This window comes from Methanoculleus sp. UBA291, from assembly GCF_002499755.1.
Classification (GTDB): Archaea; Halobacteriota; Methanomicrobia; order Methanomicrobiales; family Methanoculleaceae; genus Methanoculleus; species Methanoculleus palmolei.
Map to the genome: position 1 here is coordinate 38659 of NZ_DANC01000003.1, position 15423 is coordinate 54081.

The window sequence follows — 15423 nt, forward strand, 5'->3', positions numbered from 1 at the left end:
TCCTGAACTAAAGTCTCTTGCCTGAACCCTTATCTTTTGTGCGCTTCGCCCTGCCGAAGAATCGCTCGGCGGCGCCCTCGCCGTGCCATACGTTCTCCCGATCGACCCGGCCCTGGAGGTAGAGGGCCAGAAGGACCAGGCCGAGGCCGAAGAATTCCCACGCTTCGGCAAACGCGGTGACGAAGAAGCCGAACAGGGCGAGTGCCGTGCAGGGCACCCCGACATAGGCCGCCTTCCGGTATCCGGGAAGACCGGTACGGAAGAATATCCGCAGGTCGCGGAGCCACAGGAAAACGGTGACGGCAACGCCGAACCCTGCGACATAGGCGAGGTATGACATGAGATGAAGTAATATTATACTTCCACCCCTATTTTTGTTATCGAACTATGCTGCCGAATGCCACCATCAGGGACATCCTCCGGATGTATTGTAACGGTGAGGTATCTGAGGACGAGGCGACGGCCGCCATCGAAGGGCTCCGTATCGAGATGATCGACGGCATGGCCCGGATCGATACCGGGCGGAGCGTGCGTTGCGGGATGCCCGAGGTGGTGCTCGCCGAGGGAAAGGAGCCAGAAGCCTTTGCCGAGATCATGCTCGCGCAGGTGAAGGCGGTCGGCCGGTGCGTCGCGACCCGGGTCTCGCCGGAGCACTTCGCGGCCCTGCGGGCCAGACTGCCGCCGGAGGTCCGGATGGAGCATCGGGAAGCGGCGCGTGCTGTCGTCCTCTCGACGGGGGACCGGCCGGCTCCCCGGGGCGGAACCGTGGCCATCCTCACCGCCGGGACGTCCGATATCCCCGTCGCCGAAGAGGCGAGGCTGATCGCCGAAGAGATGGGGTGCGAGGTCCGGACTGCGTACGATGTCGGGGTGGCGGGGATCCATCGCCTCTTCTCGGCAATCAGGGATATGATACCGGCGGACGTCTTCATCGTGGCGGCCGGACGTGAGGGCACGCTCCCGGCGATCGTCGCCGGGCTTGTCGACCGCCCGGTGATCGGCGTTCCGGTGAGCACCGGCTACGGCTACATGGGGGGCGGCGAAGCGGCGCTTGCGAGCATGCTCCAGGCCTGCTCCGTGCTTGCGGTCGTGAACATCGATGCCGGGTTCACGGCGGGCGCGTTTGCCGCGCAGATCGCGCACGGGGGCGGCCGGGCATGAGCCGGGGATTCTACATCGGGCGGTTCCAGCCTTACCACTACGGGCACCAGGCGGTACTGGAGCAGATAGCCGGTTCCGTCGATGAGATCGTCATCGGGGTGGGGAGCGCCCAGGTCTCCCATACCCTGGATAACCCGTTCACGGCAGGAGAACGGGTGCTGATGCTCACCAGGTCGCTTTCCGGCCTCGAGAGCCCCTTCTACGTCATCCCGATCGAGGACGTCCAGCGCAACGCCCTCTGGGTCGCTCACGTTCGGTCGATGACGCCGCCGTTCGATATGGTTTACTCGTCGAACCCCCTCGTCGTGCAACTCTTCACCGAGGCCGGCATGTGCGTACGGTCGCCCGATATGCACGAGCGGACGGTATACTCCGGCACCGCCATCAGGCAGCGGATGCTTGACGGCGAACCCTGGGAGCACCTGGTCCCGCCTGCCGTGGCGGACGTCATCCGGGAGATCCGCGGCGTGGAACGCCTCCAGAGGATTGCGGGGAAGGACGACGGCAAGGAGGAACTATGATGGGGACGACCGTCACAGGGTACATTCAGGTGGACTATGTTTAAGCAACTGCGAGACCTCTTTCGGCGAACCGAACCTGAAAAGGAGGCTCTAGGGCTCGCCTTTGACGACCTTCCCGCATGGCTGGATTCCCGCGAGGAGAAGATCGAGAACGAACTCGTCGGCGCCACGAGTTCGTCGCGGGAGGCAATCGACGGTATCCTCGATAACCTCGAGGAGGTGGTCGCCCGTATGGAAACAGCGGAGGGTAGTGAGGAGGTCCACCCACGGCTCCGGGATATCTCCCGGAAGGCGCTTCCCGGATTTGCGAGGTCGATGACCCAGATCCTCTCCCGCAGGCCTTCCGGCGACCCGGAAACCTTCTACACCGCCGCCGCCGAGACCCTGAAGAGCGCTCTCAAGGCGGTGAAAGGGCAGGGAAAGTATCTCTCCTCCCTCTACCCGGACGAGATGAAGGAGGTGCGCACCACCGTCAGGGACCTCGGGCGGGAGATCAACGCGATGACGGAGGCGATTACCCGGGTGCGTGCGGATCGGCAGCCGGTGGCGGATGTCAGAAAGTCGTATGACTCCCTCGTCCATATTCGTGAGGAGTATGCCGTCGCCTCCGGTCAGGTACGGGTCTGCGGGGCGGCGCTCGCAGAAGTGGAGGCGGCGATCCGGAAGGCTGAAGAAGACCTCGCCGCCCTCAGACAGCACCCGGATTACGCAGAAAAGCAGGATCTCGAAGGGAAGATCCGTGAACTCGATTCTGCGGACGAAAAGATCGAGCGGGAGATCGCGGCCCTGCGGGTCCCTGCCGTCCACGTCTTCCGGAAGGCCGAGAAGGTTGCCGAAAAGGCGGGAGATAGCACGGCGGCCGCGGCAGTCGGGCGGGTCCTCGATGCCTATACGGGCAGCCTCACGGACGGCAGTGAGGACCCGGTCGGTCTGACCGAAGCAGCGATGCCGGCAACCCTTGCCATGATCCGTGAGGGGTCCCTCCCTCTCAAGAACCAGGATGAGGTTCACCTCTTCTCGGACCCCGATACCCTGCCTGCCGGAATACGGCAGGTTCTGGACCGGCGGAGGGAGGTCCGGGAACAGCGCGCGGCACTGCAGGAGACTCACGCCGCGCTTCCGGGTGTGATCGAGGAGCACCGCCTCACCGCGACGCTCGCGGAACTGCGGCGGGAGCGCGAAACGAGAACCGCCGCGCGGACCCGGGCGGAGAACCAGCAGGAGGTCTTGCGGACCTCGTATGCTGCCGAGCGCGAAAGGCTCCAGTCCCGCATGATTGCCCTTGCCGAAGGGGAGGTGGAGGTCGATGTGCCCGACCTCCCGTCTCCTTCCTCATGACCTATAAAGGGCACGGGAAAGCGGCCTCCCTCTAAAAGCGCCGGTCCGCCGGAGCCGGAGGGCGGGAGCACCCGGCGGTACGAAAGGAAATCCTGTTTATGCTCCGGGTGCAACCACTCAGAGAGAACTACTGATGACGCTGGACAACACCACATCCGGGCCTCTGTCTCGTCTCTGGATAGCGGTTCCTGCAGTCTCGTTCGGGGGTATCGGGATTGCATTCCTGCTCGCCTTCGTCGGCTTCCCATACCCCGTCTGGGCGGGCATTGCAGGGTGCGTGATCGCCTCGTGCATCCTCTGCTACCAGGCATACCTCAAACCACGCAGGGATATTGTCTCGCTCTTCGTGCCGCTCTTTGCGGTTCTGATCTTTCTTGTGCCGGGCGAGATCAGCACGGGCGTAATAACGCAGGCGTTCTTCGCGGCGACGATCACCGTCCTCGCGGTTCGAGTAGAAAAATTGTTTAATGCGCCGAAGCGAGAGAAGAGAACAATGAAGCAGATACTGAACGACTACATCGGCCGGATTGCACCGCTTATCGCCGTGGTGGATGAGGAGACCGGCCACCTGATTGCCCAATCCTTGCTGACCTATAAGTTCGAGCTCTATGGGAACGCGGTCGAGAAGAGCACGGCTGCGCTTGCCCGGCTCAACGCGATCACCCCGCATCCCGATGCTCTGGAGCGTGCCCTGCTGATCTTTCGGGAGCGTGCTGGCGACCTCGCCGATTCCCGGGTGACGGCAAGCCCGAAGTACACCTTTGCAGGGGCGGACGCCGACGACCTCGCCATCCACCTTCCTCCCGACCAGGTCGAGGACCCTGCGGCGCTCGACCTTGACAACGCGCTGGTCCTGCTCTACGCTGTCGGGATCGAGACCTCCCCCGACGATGAGCAGGCCCTCGAAGAGCACCAGCGCTTTATCCTCCAGATCCTGGAATCCTATTCCAAAAAATGACCGTATAATCGGCCCGATCTGGGATAGTTTCCTTCCGTGCCCCCGGGCCCGGCCTACGTACGGTTTTCAGCCCTCCCTTTCCCCCGGAACGGCGCGCGGCCTGCCCGATCGAGAATGAAAAGAACTGATAAAAAAATCAGAGCGAGTCGAGGCTGATCCCGCTGAACTCGTCGGCGACCGCGTTGATGTCCTTCACACCGAACGCGGTCTGGACCGTGGCAAGTTCGAGGTCGCGCGCCACGTCGCACATATAATCGAGGATGTCGACCGAAAGCTCCCGCTTCTGCTTGGACTTGCGGAGCTGGTCCACAAGGAACGTCATTCTCTCGGGAGGCTCCATGCGAAGTTTGGCGAGGCTCATCACGCACATATAGATTCTCGTCAGGTTCCTGTCCGTTCCGGTGATGGTATCGAAGAAATTCCGGAGGACCTGTGCCTGATAGACCTCGCCGCTCATACTGATCGACTATTTCCTCAATGCTCTATAAATGCCTGCCGGTTCACTTTCGGACGCTGACGATCTTGATGATATCCCCGTTCTTCAGTTCGTGGGTATCCTTGATCCGCATCCCGGTCCTTGCGTCGATGGCGTACAGGAACCCCTCGCCGATATCGGTGTGGACCTGGTAGGCAAGGTCGCGGGGGGTCGACCCGCGCTTCATCAGGAACGCATCGGGAAGCACCCGACCCTTGCCGTCGGTGAGTTTATGCTCGTCCTCGACCGGGAAGACGACGATCCGGTCGAGGAGGGTGAAGACCGCGGCATCGAGCGCTTTCTGGACGCCGGTGCCGTCGAACTTCTGCATGAAGTCCGCTATCTGCTGCAGGCCGGCGCGTTGCGCGGCGCTGAGGTTTGCCCCGGGGTTCAGGGTGAAACTCTCATCGCCGGGGAGGTAATTGATGAACTTTCCCTCCGCGGCCATTCGGAGCGCAAGTTCCCCGGCCGCGCTTGCGAAGATGACGTCGTGCTTTGCGAGCCGGTCTAGGCACTCTTCCGGTGCCTGGTCGGCCTTATTCCCGACGATCAGCATCGGCTTGCTGATCGTCATCAGTTCCCGGCAGAACCGGACCAGGTCTTCCTCCCCGGCGGTCCGCAGTTCGACCCCGGCGGCCTCGACGGCATCGCGGACGTGCTCGAACGTCACCCCGAGACCGGCAAAGACCTCGGCAATCGCGGCTGCAAGCGAAAAATCCTTTGTCTGCGCCTGCCGCACGAGTTTCGCCCAGTTCCGCGAGAGGATGCCGTACATCCACATCGACATCTCGTACTGGAGGAACTCGATATCTTTCACGGGGTCGCGCGAGCCGATATCGACCGGGTTTCCCTCGGCGTCCGTCGCCCCGCTGGCGTCGACGATCTGGAGGATCGCGTCCGCCTGTCGAAGGTTGTCGAGGAACTGGTTTCCAAGCCCCCGCCCCATATGCGCCTCGGGGACAAGGCCCGCCACGTCGATCAGCCCGACCGGGACGAACCTGACTCCGTCCCGGCAGTTCTCGCACGGCACGTGCATCTCCCGGCAGGGGCAGGCGGTCCTGACATACGCGACGCCGTGGTTGGCGTCGATGGTTGTGAAGGGGTAATTGGCGATCTCCGCCTGGGCCAGGGTCGCGGCTCTGAAAAATGTCGATTTACCACAGTTGGGTTTTCCTGCAATGGCCAGTGTGATCATGAGTAACTCCTTTTATCTCACTGTTCGGTTAAGAATAGTGTTGGGGCATGCACCATTTATCCTCTTCTTCCCGGTCATCCGGTCCGGTTGTCTCGTTCGTGGATAGCCGTCGGTAGAGCGGATACCGCATGCCCCGGGTTCGCCGGCCCTTGCGGTTGCGATCCCGTGGCGCCGCCCGTTGAAACGGGGGGTTCAATTAGGAGAGAGGACAACATGATTGCATGGGCTTCGTAACCAGAAATACCTACTATTTCGATGCCCCCGGCGAACAGAACACCCGCGACGCCGCCAGGTTCGCCGTCGAGCGGGCGCGGGGGCTCGGCATCCGGAAGATTGTGGTCGCGAGCACCAGCGGTCGGACGGCGCTTATTTTCCGGGACGCCATCGCGGGGACGGATCTCGATCTGATCGTCGTCACCCACGCGGTCGGCTACTCAAAACCCGGCGAGTGGGAGTTCTCAAAGGAGACAGCCGAGACCCTCCGATCCGAGGGAGCGACCATCGTCACCGGCACGCATGTGCTCTCCGGGCTCGAACGCGCGATCTCGCGATCGCCGAAGCTCGGCGGGAGTTCCCGCACCGAGGCGATCGCCGAGGCGTTGCGGCGCGTCGTTGCGGTCGGCCTGAAGGTCGCGGTGGAGTGTGTCCTCATCGCCGCAGACCAGGGTGTGGTCGGCGTCGATGAAGAGGTGATCGCGGTGGGCGGGACCGCAAGCGGTGCCGATACCGTCTGTGTCATCCGCCCGGCGCATACCGCGACGTTCTTCGACCTGCAGGTGCGCGAGATCGTCGCCATGCCGAGAAACCGGTGATTATGGCGTTCAACTCTCTTACCGGTGCCGCCGCACTCCTCCGGCAGCACCCGGTCCTCTGGTTGATCGGTCTTGTCATGGGCGCCTTCGCGGTCCTCGACATCGTTGTCCCCGTGTACGGCGGGACGTTCTACGTGGAGCCCCTGGCACTCCTGCAGGTCCTTGTCGTGCCGTTTCTGGCCGGCGGGGTGTACGGTGCGGTCAAGGAAGAGGCATTCAAGCCCGGAGAGTTCCTGCGGTTCGGCCGGACCTACTACTTCCGGATACTCCTCCCTGCGCTGGTCATCCTCTTTGCGGTTCTCCTGACGGTCTTTCTGCTCGCGATACCGCTCTCGCTCCTCGGCACCAATGTTGCCGCGGGGCTGACGCCGCTCCTCTTCGGCGTGGCCCTCTCGATCGCCTTCCTCACGTTCTTCTACGACACCGCGGCGGTCTTTGAGGAGACAACCGTCTTTGAGTCGATCCGGCGGGGCATCGAGTTCGTCGTCAACAACCTCGGCAGCGTCCTTCTCTTCTATCTGGCAAACATCGCCGTCCTGGTGGTGCTCGGGCTCGCGGCACTCTTCGCCTGGACCGCCCTGCTCGTCGACAAACTCGAACCGCTCACCCTCATGAACCAGACCGAACTCCAGACGCTGATGCCGCAGGACATCGTCGCTCTCATCGGGACGGACGGCATATGGGTATCCGCGGTCGTCTATGCGGTTGTGATCTTCCTCTACTCGGCTTTCCTCTACGCCTACAAGGCAAGTTTCTTCCGTAACCACGCCGAAGGGGCACGTATGCCCCAGGGCGAATACGACGAGAAGGGCCGGTGGTATAAATACTGACACGGGTGTCCGGCGGGACACTACATCTCTTTTTCGTGCTCTGTTCAGGCGATTAAATCCGCCTGGGCCACTGGTTATCTCACCACGGGCAGGTTCTATTGAGTCCTGCAGTTCGCACCTTCGTCCCGGCGCACCTCACGCCTCTGGTGTCCGTATTCCGTTCCACCGGGGGTATTATTGCAGAAGAACAATGTGAGTTTCCCCGGCTCGCCCGATACACCGGATTGTGGAATTATCGCCACGCAGGGAACGACTGCCGGTACGGCAGGAGTTTGAGACGACTGGAGGTCTTCGAGAAGCGACTGGTCGTAGAGCAAGAGCGGGAGAAGACTGGAGGTCTTCGAGAAGCGACTGGTCGTAGAGCAAGAGCGGGAGACGACCGGAGGTCTTCGAGTGAGGGACCGGGAGGGGGCACCCGCTGTTTCGCCGGGTGCATGAGAAGACCGAAGGTCTTCGAACGGGTGCCCCCCTGGTTACAAGGTGGCATCCTTTTACCCCACCCTGAGGGCGGGGGCAGTGCGTGGCGATATCCTCTCGAAATCCGTACAAGGGGATAGCGATAATTGTGTTGTGCGAAGTGTACAGTCCCATGCTCCACTGTTTCAGGCCTTTTAGTCATTGAAAATTTCAGCAATTACGAATTTTTGAAGAGACTAAAAGCCAAAACCGCCCCGGAGCCCGCACGTTTCCTTCACACCACCATGTAGAGCAGCATCCCCGAGACCCCGCCGAAGAACGTTGCAGCCAGGTTTGTGCCTGCATTTCCGATCCTGCCGCTGTTCTCGAGCGTTGCGCCTACGACGCTGTCAACGTTGGTGCCGATGAACCCGGCGACGACCGTAACGACGACCATCCAGGGGTCGGCGACTCCCATCGCCCAGGCGACGGCCGCGACGATGACGGCCGCGATGACGGCTGCCGCTTCCCCCAGCAAGGTCACTCCGCCGTTCGTCCCCCGGGGCACCGGCCGGAGCGTCGTGATCAGGTACGGTGTCTTTCCCGTGACCCCGATCTCGCTTGCGGCGGTGTCGGCGGCGGCGGAAGCGACGCTCCCCATGAAGAGCGCCACGAAGGCAGGACTCCCGGTTATCCCGTAGAGAATGGCGGCACCGGTTGCTACGAGGCCGTTTGCAAAGACGTTAAAATAACCGCGCACCCCCCCGTGCTCCTGGGCGACCCCGAGCCTCTCCTTCTCCCCGTAGCGGTACCGGGTCGCACCGGCGCCGATGATGAAGAACGTGAGCATGATCAGGAACCACCGAACGTCCGCAAAGACGATGAGGATGATGCCGATCATGGCACCCGAGAAGAGGCCGCTGATGTCGGCCACCCGGAACCAGTAGGCGGTGTAACCGAACCCGAACCCTATCGCGGCCGCCGCGACGAGAATGGTCAGATCAACCTCGAAGTGGAGTTCTTCAAAGAGAAACATGGTCATCGCCACACCGAGCGCCGTGATCATCAGGGCGTCGTTCCGGCCCCGGAGAACCGCCCGGAGCAGCACCGCGGTAACCACACCCATAACCGCGACGAGCGGTGCGGTGTAGTCGAGGTAGAGCATCACCGCAAGCGAGACGCCGATGGCGGCAACCAGGTGGTAGAGGTAGGATGCCTGCCTCCCCCCGGTAAGGCGGAACGCCAGCTCGCCGATCACCACGATACCGAGCGTACAGGTGAGGACGAATGTCGAGAGCCAGCCGAGCCCGTAGAGCACGGCAAGTGCGATGATCGAGAACGACATGTACCGGGTGTCCCGGATAAGGGAGAGGACAAGCGAGAGCGGGATAAGGAGGAGCGTGAGCAGCCATGCCGGCTGGAGCAGGGGGGCAAGGCCTATGCAGGCGAGGGTGAGTATCGACGCCAGAACCAACCCCAGCGGTCTTGTCATTCATACATCATTGGCGGTACTGGGAAAAAGCCTTTAGGTTCGAATGCTCGCCGTCTCCGCTGCTTGTTGTGGTTAACCCCCGGGAGACTTCCTTTTGGGACGGTGGAGCCGCCATACGGGTGAGGGTGCTCCACGGCAGGAAAACCCTGTAGAACAATATATCTCACTGGAAAGAGAGAGATTATACACTGAAAATGTCGCCGTCACATCAACTACCAAAGAACTACGATAGCGAAGAAGTGGAGAAGCGCTGGCAGAGCATCTGGCGGGATGAAGATAACTATTTCGATCCCATCTCACCGAAGCCCCGGTTCATCATCGATACGCCGCCGCCGTACCCCACCGGCAACTTCCATATCGGGAACGCCTTAAACTGGTGCTATATCGACTTCATCGCACGATACAAGCGCATGCGCGGCTACAACGTCATGTTCCCGCAGGGGTGGGACTGCCACGGCCTCCCCACCGAGGTGAAGGTAGAGGAGACCTACGGGATCACCAAGAACGATGTACCGCGGGAGAAGTTCCGGGAGATGTGCCGCGACCTCACGCTTGCAAATATTAAGAAGATGCGTGTGACCATGCGGCGGCTCGGGTTCTCGACCGACTGGAGCCACGAGTATATCACCATGCTTCCGGAGTACTACAGAAAGACCCAGGCGTCGTTCCTCAAGATGCTCAAAGCCGGCGACATCTATCAGAGCGAGCATCCGGTGAACTTCTGCACCCGGTGCGAGACGGCAATCGCGTTCGCCGAGGTCAACTACACCCCCCGTACCACCCGCCTCAACTATTTCGACTTCGACGGCGTCGAGATCGCAACCACCCGCCCGGAACTCCTCGCGGCCTGTGTTGCGGTGGCGGTTCATCCCGACGACGAGCGATACCGCGACCTTGCGGGGAAGCGGCTCACCGTCCCCATCTTCGGGCACCAGGTGCCGGTCATCGAGGATGCTGCGGTCGATCCGGGCTTCGGCAGCGGTGCGGTGATGATCTGTACGTTCGGGGACAAGACGGACGTTTACTGGTGGAAGCAGCATAAACTGGACCTCCGGAAGGCAATCGACCGGAAGGGTGTTATGACCGCGGTGGCCGGCCCCTATGCAGGGATGTCTTCGGAGGCCTGCAGAAAGGCGATCCTCCGGGACATGGAGAAGGCGGGCATCCTGAAGCGGCAGGAAGAACTCGAACAGCGGGTCGGAACCTGCTGGCGGTGTAAGACCCCGATCGAGATCCTCTCGGAGCGCCAGTGGTTCGTGAAGGTCCACCGGGACCAGATCCTCGAGACGGCCCGGCAGATCTCCTGGACGCCGGAGCATATGTTCACCCGGATGGAGAACTGGGCTCAATCGATGGAATGGGACTGGTGCATCTCCCGGCAGCGGATCTTCGCGACCCCGATCCCGGTCTGGTTCTGTGCCTCCTGCGGCGAGATGGTCCTTCCGGCCCTGGAGGACCTCCCTATCGACCCGACCGTCGATAAGCCGAAAACTCCCTGCCCGAAGTGCGGCGGTTCGGACTTCATCGGCGAGAAGGACGTCCTGGATACCTGGATGGACTCATCGATATCGGTGCTGCACGTCACCGGGTGGGACGGAACCGACGCAAAACCCCCGCTCTTCCCGGCGCAGATCCGCCCCCAGGGCCACGACATCATACGGACGTGGGCGTTCTACACGATCCTCCGGTCAAAGGCGCTCGTCGGCGGCCACCCCTGGGACAAGATCCTCGTCAACGGCATGGTGCTCGGGGAAGACGGGTTCAAGATGAGCAAGAGCAGGAACAACATCATCGCCCCTGAGGAGATCGTCGGGAAGTACGGCGCGGACGCGCTCCGGCAGTGGGGTGCGGGAGGTGCGGCGATCGGCTCGGATATCACGTTTAACTGGAACGACGTCGTCGCCGCGTCCCGGTTCCAGACGAAACTCTGGAACATCTTCCGGTTCGTCGTGGGGCACCTGGACTCCGGGACGGAGAACCCGGCGCCGGTGACGGAACTCATCGACCGGTGGCTGCTCGTCAGGCTCTCCGATACCGTCGCAGAGGTCACCGCCGCAATGGAAGGCTACCAGTTCGACCGGGCGCTCAGGGCGATCCGGGAGTTTGCCTGGGGTACGCTCGCCGACGACTACATCGAGATCGTGAAGGGCCGCCTGTATGCAGACGAAAGCAGCAGGGCAAGCGCATGCAGCGCACTTCGGACGACCACGGATGTCCTCTGCCGTCTCCTCGCCCCGTTCATCCCGCATTTTGCGGAGGAGTGTTACCATTACCTCGCCGGGAGAAGCGTACATAAAGAGGCCTGGCCCGACTTCCAGTATATCGACGATGCGGCGCGGCGCCACGGCGACCTCCTTGTGAAGACGGTCGCTGAACTCCGACGCTACAAGCACGACCGGGGTCTGGCGCTGAACGCCCCGCTCGGCCACGTGACGATCTACGCCCCGGAGCCGGTTGACGACGCCGGTGACGCCGGGCGGGCGCTCAATGCCGCTGCCCGCTGGAGCACCGGGAAACCCCTCCTCGAAGAGGTCGCAAGCGGTGTGAACTTTAACATGGCGGTCATTGGCCCGGCGCTCCGAAAGCAGGCCCGCGGGTTCATGGAGGCCGTGCAGGCGCTTCCGTCGGAGCAACTCAAAAATCCGCCCGCAACCGTCACCGTCGACGGTGCGGAGGTCCCGGTGCCTCCCGGCTCCTTCACGCCGAAGGTCGCCTATCGGGTGGCGGGAGAAGAGGTGGACGTCCTCACGTTCGAGGACGCTGTCGTGACGATCGGACACTCGTCCTGATCTCGTCGGCGATGAACCCGGCAACCTCCTCTTTCTGGAGCAGGGCATCGACGATGACGAACCGCGCGGGGTCCCGGGCGGCAAGGCCCAGGTAATTTTCCTGCACCCGCGCGAGAATTTTGGCATTTTCGAAATATTCTCTCTTTTTCGCAGGGTCCAGCCTTGCGACGGCATCCTCCACCGGGAGGACGAGAAGGAACGTCCGGTCGGGCCGGATCGACCATCCTTCGTGGATCCGGCGCAGCCACTGAAGGGGATCGGGGAGGAGCCCGTCGAGGACGACCGGCTGGTAGGCAAACCGGGAGTCGGAGTAGCGGTCGGAGATGACGAGCCGCCCTTCGTCGAGCGCCGGGCGAATCACCCTATCGATGTGCGCGGCGTGGTCGGCGCAGAAGAGCAGCGCCTCGGTGATCGGGTCTATCCGCTCGGCGACCGCCCGCCGCACCGGGTCGCCGACCCAGGTGGCGCCGGGTTCGCGGGTGAAGACGGGGTCAAGGTCGGCGAGGAGTTCCCGGAGACGGGAGAGAAGGGTGCTCTTGCCGCTCCCGTCGATCCCCTCGATGGTGATCAGCACGGGTGGCCCCTCCGGACCCAGAGTAGCGGCACCGCGCCGTGATGGACGGCGGTTGCGACGATTGCCCCGTCAAACCCGGCGTCGTCGAGGAGACGGATGTCGTCGATCCCGGCAACGCCGCCCCCGTAGATGAGGCGCCCGGGGTAGCACGCCCGCATCTCCTCAAGTTCTTTCCGGGAGAGGCCCCGCTCCGTTCCCACGGCGCCGATGTTCAGGATGATGCATCCCTCAAACGAGAACCTGGATGCATGGTGCAGCATCTCCGTCGGCCGGATGCCCCAGGGAAGAACCCGACCGTCTTTGATGTCGATGCTGAGGTAACCTCCCGGATAGGCCGCAAGGTCTTCGATCGCCCTCGCCGCCGTCTCGGTACCGACGACCGGTGTCGTCCCGGCGACCGCCGTGCAGTCGGCAGGCGACCGGCAGCCCCGGTCGAGGTAGCAGCGCTCGACCAGCGCTGCAGAGCGGCGGACAAGTTCGTCCTGCGGGGTCCTCCCCTGAATGCTTTCGAGGTCCGCAATGTAGAGAAAACGGGGCTGCAGGGTGGATATGAAGGTCTCCGGCTCGGCCGAGGGGGAGATCCCCCAGGTGAGCGGTCGGTAGTCGGCGCGCTTTCCGGACTTCCCGTGCACCACGAGACCGGCTGCAAGATCGACTGCAAGAATCAGTTCCATGTCCTCAACGCAATCACTATTAGGGTGCAGGATCATTAATTTCTATGCAATTACTCGTCAGTCCAAGCAGCACTGAAGAGGCAAAACGTTCGCTTTCTGCTGACATAATCGACGTGAAGAAACCCTCGGAGGGCTCGCTGGGTGCGAACTTTCCCTGGGTCATCCGGGAGATCAAGGCTCTCGCCGGGAAAAAGCCTGTCAGCGCTGCAATCGGGGACAATGAGTATAAGCCCGGAACTGCGGCTCTTTCGGCTTACGGTGCCGCGCACGCAGGAGCGGATTTTATCAAGATCGGTCTGATGTTCGACGGGGCCGACCGTGCCCGTGAGGTCATCGAGGCGGTGACCACGGCGGTAAAGCAGGAATTTCCCGGGAAGTCCGTTGTCATCGCCGCTTATGCTGATTTTCAACGACTGGGTACGATCTCTCCGTTTGCTGTCAGTCCGCTGGTTGCAGAGGCAGGAGCCGATGTCGCCATGATCGACACCGGTATTAAAGATGGGAAGAGTCTCTTTGAGTTCATGGACGAGGAGACACTGGCCCGGTTCACTGAACGGAACCGGGAGCTCGGGCTTCAGACGGCCCTTGCCGGTTCGCTGAAGTTTGAAGATCTCGCTGCCTTAAAGCGCATCGACCCGGAGATCATTGGCGTCCGGGGGATGGTCTGCGGGGGCGACCGGTCGGCCGCGATCCGGACCGAACTGGTGGAAAAAGCTATGATGATGATCAGGTGACGTATGTACAGCGAGAAGATGAATCTGGAAACAACGTTTACATTTGACGATGTGTTGCTTGAGCCCGCTGAATCCTGGGTCGAGCCCGACGAGGCCGACGTCAGGTCGCGGTTCTCACGAAACATCCCCCTGAATATCCCTCTGGTGAGCGCCGCCATGGATACGGTGACCGAGTCGGTGATGGCGATAACGATGGCCCGCGAGGGCGGCATCGGCGTCATTCACCGGAACCTGCCCGCGGAGCGCGAGGTCGCCGAGGTCAGGATCGTCAAACAGGCCGAGGACCTGATCGAGCGCGAGGTCGTGACGGTCGGCCCCGAGTCCACGGTAACCGATGTGGAACGGGTCATGAAACAGTACGGTATCGGCGGCGTGCCCATTATCACGGATGACAGGGTGATCGGTATCGTCAGTCGTCGGGATATCCGGGCGATCCTGCCCCGACAGGGCGATGCAAAGATCACCGGCTACATGACCAAGAACCTGATCACCGCATCGGAAGACATCACTGCGGACAGTGCGCTCGATACGATGTATTCGAACAAAGTCGAGCGCCTGCCGGTTGTCGACGGGCAGGGTCGCCTTGTCGGCATCATCACGATGCGCGATATCCTCGAAAAACGGCAGTATCCCCGCGCAAACCGTGATGCAAACGGGAGACTCCGGGTCGCCGCCGCGGTGGGCCCCTTTGACTTCAACCGGGCCATGATGCTTGTCGAGGCGGGCGTCGACGCCCTGGTAGTGGACTGCGCGCACGGCCACAACATGAACGTCGTAAAAGCGGTCAGGGAGATCAAGGCGAGCGTCGCCGTCGATGTGGTGGCCGGGAACATTGCCACAAGAGAGGCTGCCTCCGTCCTGGTCGATTCCGTCGACGGGTTGAAGGTGGGTATCGGACCGGGTTCCATCTGTACCACAAGGATCGTCGCGGGCGTGGGCGTGCCGCAGATCTCTGCGATAGCAAACGTCGCCGAGGTGGCGCGCGATGCCGGCGTGCCGGTGATCGCCGACGGCGGCATCCGTTACTCCGGAGATATCGCAAAGGCGATTGCCGCGGGCGCGGACTGTATCATGGCGGGCAGTCTCTTTGCCGGCACCGATGAAGCGCCGGGACGGGTTACGACGATTAAGGGCCGGCGTTACAAGCAGTACCGGGGGATGGGCTCGCTCGGTGTCATGAGCAGCGGGGAGTCGAGCGACCGCTACTTCCAGAAGAAGGGGATCGGGAGGACCAAGTTCGTTCCCGAAGGCGTCGAGGGGGTCACTCCCTACGTCGGTCGGGTCTCGGACGTCATCTATCAGCTTGTCGGCGGTCTGAAGTCTGCGATGGGTTACACGGGGTCGAAGACGATACCCGACCTGAAGAAGAACGGCAAGTTCATCAGGATCACGCCTGCGGGCTACGGCGAGAGTCACCCTCATAATATTATGATCACCGATGAGGCACCGAACTATCGCCTCTTCGAATGATATC

At 62.2% G+C, this 15423-nt stretch carries 15 protein-coding genes; 9 read left to right on the plus strand and 6 right to left on the minus strand.

Features of this window, described 5'->3' with window-relative positions:
• Positions 1-7 precede the first annotated feature (7 nt).
• Entirely contained in the window at positions 8-340 is a 333-nt protein-coding gene (locus BP737_RS00440) for an ABC transporter permease (protein ID WP_292410879.1), read from the minus strand.
• A 47-nt stretch (positions 341-387) separates the two neighbouring features.
• Between BP737_RS00440 and larB the strand changes: the two genes are divergently transcribed.
• The 4 genes from larB to BP737_RS00460 all read left to right on the plus strand — a co-directional run bounded on the left by larB (position 388) and on the right by BP737_RS00460 (position 3978).
• Positions 388-1161, plus strand: a complete 774-nt coding sequence (larB, locus tag BP737_RS00445) for a nickel pincer cofactor biosynthesis protein LarB (protein ID WP_292410880.1) — start codon at positions 388-390, stop codon at positions 1159-1161.
• Positions 1158-1682, plus strand: coding sequence for a nicotinamide-nucleotide adenylyltransferase (locus tag BP737_RS00450; protein ID WP_292410881.1), 525 nt, complete (start codon positions 1158-1160; stop codon positions 1680-1682). The genes larB and BP737_RS00450 overlap by 4 nt, the downstream gene beginning before the upstream one ends.
• Before the next feature lie 36 nt (positions 1683-1718).
• Positions 1719-3020, plus strand: coding sequence for a hypothetical protein (locus BP737_RS00455; RefSeq protein ID WP_292410882.1), 1302 nt, complete (start codon positions 1719-1721; stop codon positions 3018-3020).
• Between the two features lie 133 nt (positions 3021-3153).
• On the plus strand, positions 3154-3978 hold the full coding sequence (locus BP737_RS00460) for a hypothetical protein (RefSeq protein WP_292410883.1): 825 nt from the start codon (positions 3154-3156) through the stop codon (positions 3976-3978).
• Positions 3979-4114: 136 nt separating this feature from the next.
• On the opposite strand, the gene BP737_RS00465 is transcribed toward BP737_RS00460, so the two are convergent.
• Both BP737_RS00465 and BP737_RS00470 read right to left on the minus strand, forming a co-directional pair.
• Positions 4115-4435 carry a hypothetical protein gene (locus BP737_RS00465; RefSeq protein WP_292410884.1) on the minus strand — a complete coding sequence of 107 codons (321 nt, stop codon included), beginning with the start codon at positions 4433-4435 and terminating at the stop codon, positions 4115-4117.
• 43 nt (positions 4436-4478) lie between these two features.
• The gene (locus tag BP737_RS00470) at positions 4479-5648 is read right to left on the minus strand and encodes a redox-regulated ATPase YchF (RefSeq protein ID WP_292410885.1); all 1170 of its coding nucleotides are present in this window, start codon (positions 5646-5648) and stop codon (positions 4479-4481) included.
• Positions 5649-5869: 221 nt separating this feature from the next.
• On the opposite strand from BP737_RS00470, the gene BP737_RS00475 reads away from it, so the two are divergent.
• Positions 5870-6460, plus strand: coding sequence for a pyruvate kinase alpha/beta domain-containing protein (locus BP737_RS00475; RefSeq protein ID WP_292410886.1), 591 nt, complete (start codon positions 5870-5872; stop codon positions 6458-6460).
• 2 nt (positions 6461-6462) lie between these two features.
• Positions 6463-7290, plus strand: a complete 828-nt coding sequence (locus BP737_RS00480) for a hypothetical protein (RefSeq protein WP_292410887.1) — start codon at positions 6463-6465, stop codon at positions 7288-7290.
• Between the two features lie 691 nt (positions 7291-7981).
• Here BP737_RS00480 and BP737_RS00485 read toward each other — a convergent pair.
• A complete protein-coding gene (locus tag BP737_RS00485; RefSeq protein WP_292410888.1) occupies positions 7982-9178 on the minus strand; it encodes a DUF92 domain-containing protein in 1197 nt (398 codons plus the stop codon).
• A 194-nt stretch (positions 9179-9372) separates the two neighbouring features.
• On the opposite strand from BP737_RS00485, the gene BP737_RS00490 reads away from it, so the two are divergent.
• On the plus strand, positions 9373-11967 hold the full coding sequence (locus BP737_RS00490; protein ID WP_292410889.1) for a valine--tRNA ligase: 2595 nt from the start codon (positions 9373-9375) through the stop codon (positions 11965-11967).
• On the opposite strand, the gene tmk is transcribed toward BP737_RS00490, so the two are convergent.
• A complete protein-coding gene (tmk, locus tag BP737_RS00495) occupies positions 11924-12541 on the minus strand; it encodes a dTMP kinase (RefSeq protein WP_292410890.1) in 618 nt (205 codons plus the stop codon). The two genes, BP737_RS00490 and tmk, sit on opposite strands and share 44 nt — an antisense overlap.
• The gene (locus tag BP737_RS00500; RefSeq protein WP_292410891.1) at positions 12535-13215 is read right to left on the minus strand and encodes a HisA/HisF-related TIM barrel protein; all 681 of its coding nucleotides are present in this window, start codon (positions 13213-13215) and stop codon (positions 12535-12537) included. The genes tmk and BP737_RS00500 overlap by 7 nt, the downstream gene beginning before the upstream one ends.
• Positions 13216-13259: 44 nt before the next feature.
• Between BP737_RS00500 and BP737_RS00505 the strand changes: the two genes are divergently transcribed.
• Positions 13260-13949: a (5-formylfuran-3-yl)methyl phosphate synthase gene (locus BP737_RS00505; RefSeq protein WP_292410892.1), complete on the plus strand. Its 690-nt coding sequence runs from the start codon at positions 13260-13262 to the stop codon at positions 13947-13949.
• A gap of 3 nt (positions 13950-13952) precedes the next feature.
• Positions 13953-15419: an IMP dehydrogenase gene (gene guaB / locus BP737_RS00510; protein WP_292410893.1), complete on the plus strand. Its 1467-nt coding sequence runs from the start codon at positions 13953-13955 to the stop codon at positions 15417-15419.
• The last annotated feature ends 4 nt before the right edge of the window (positions 15420-15423 follow it).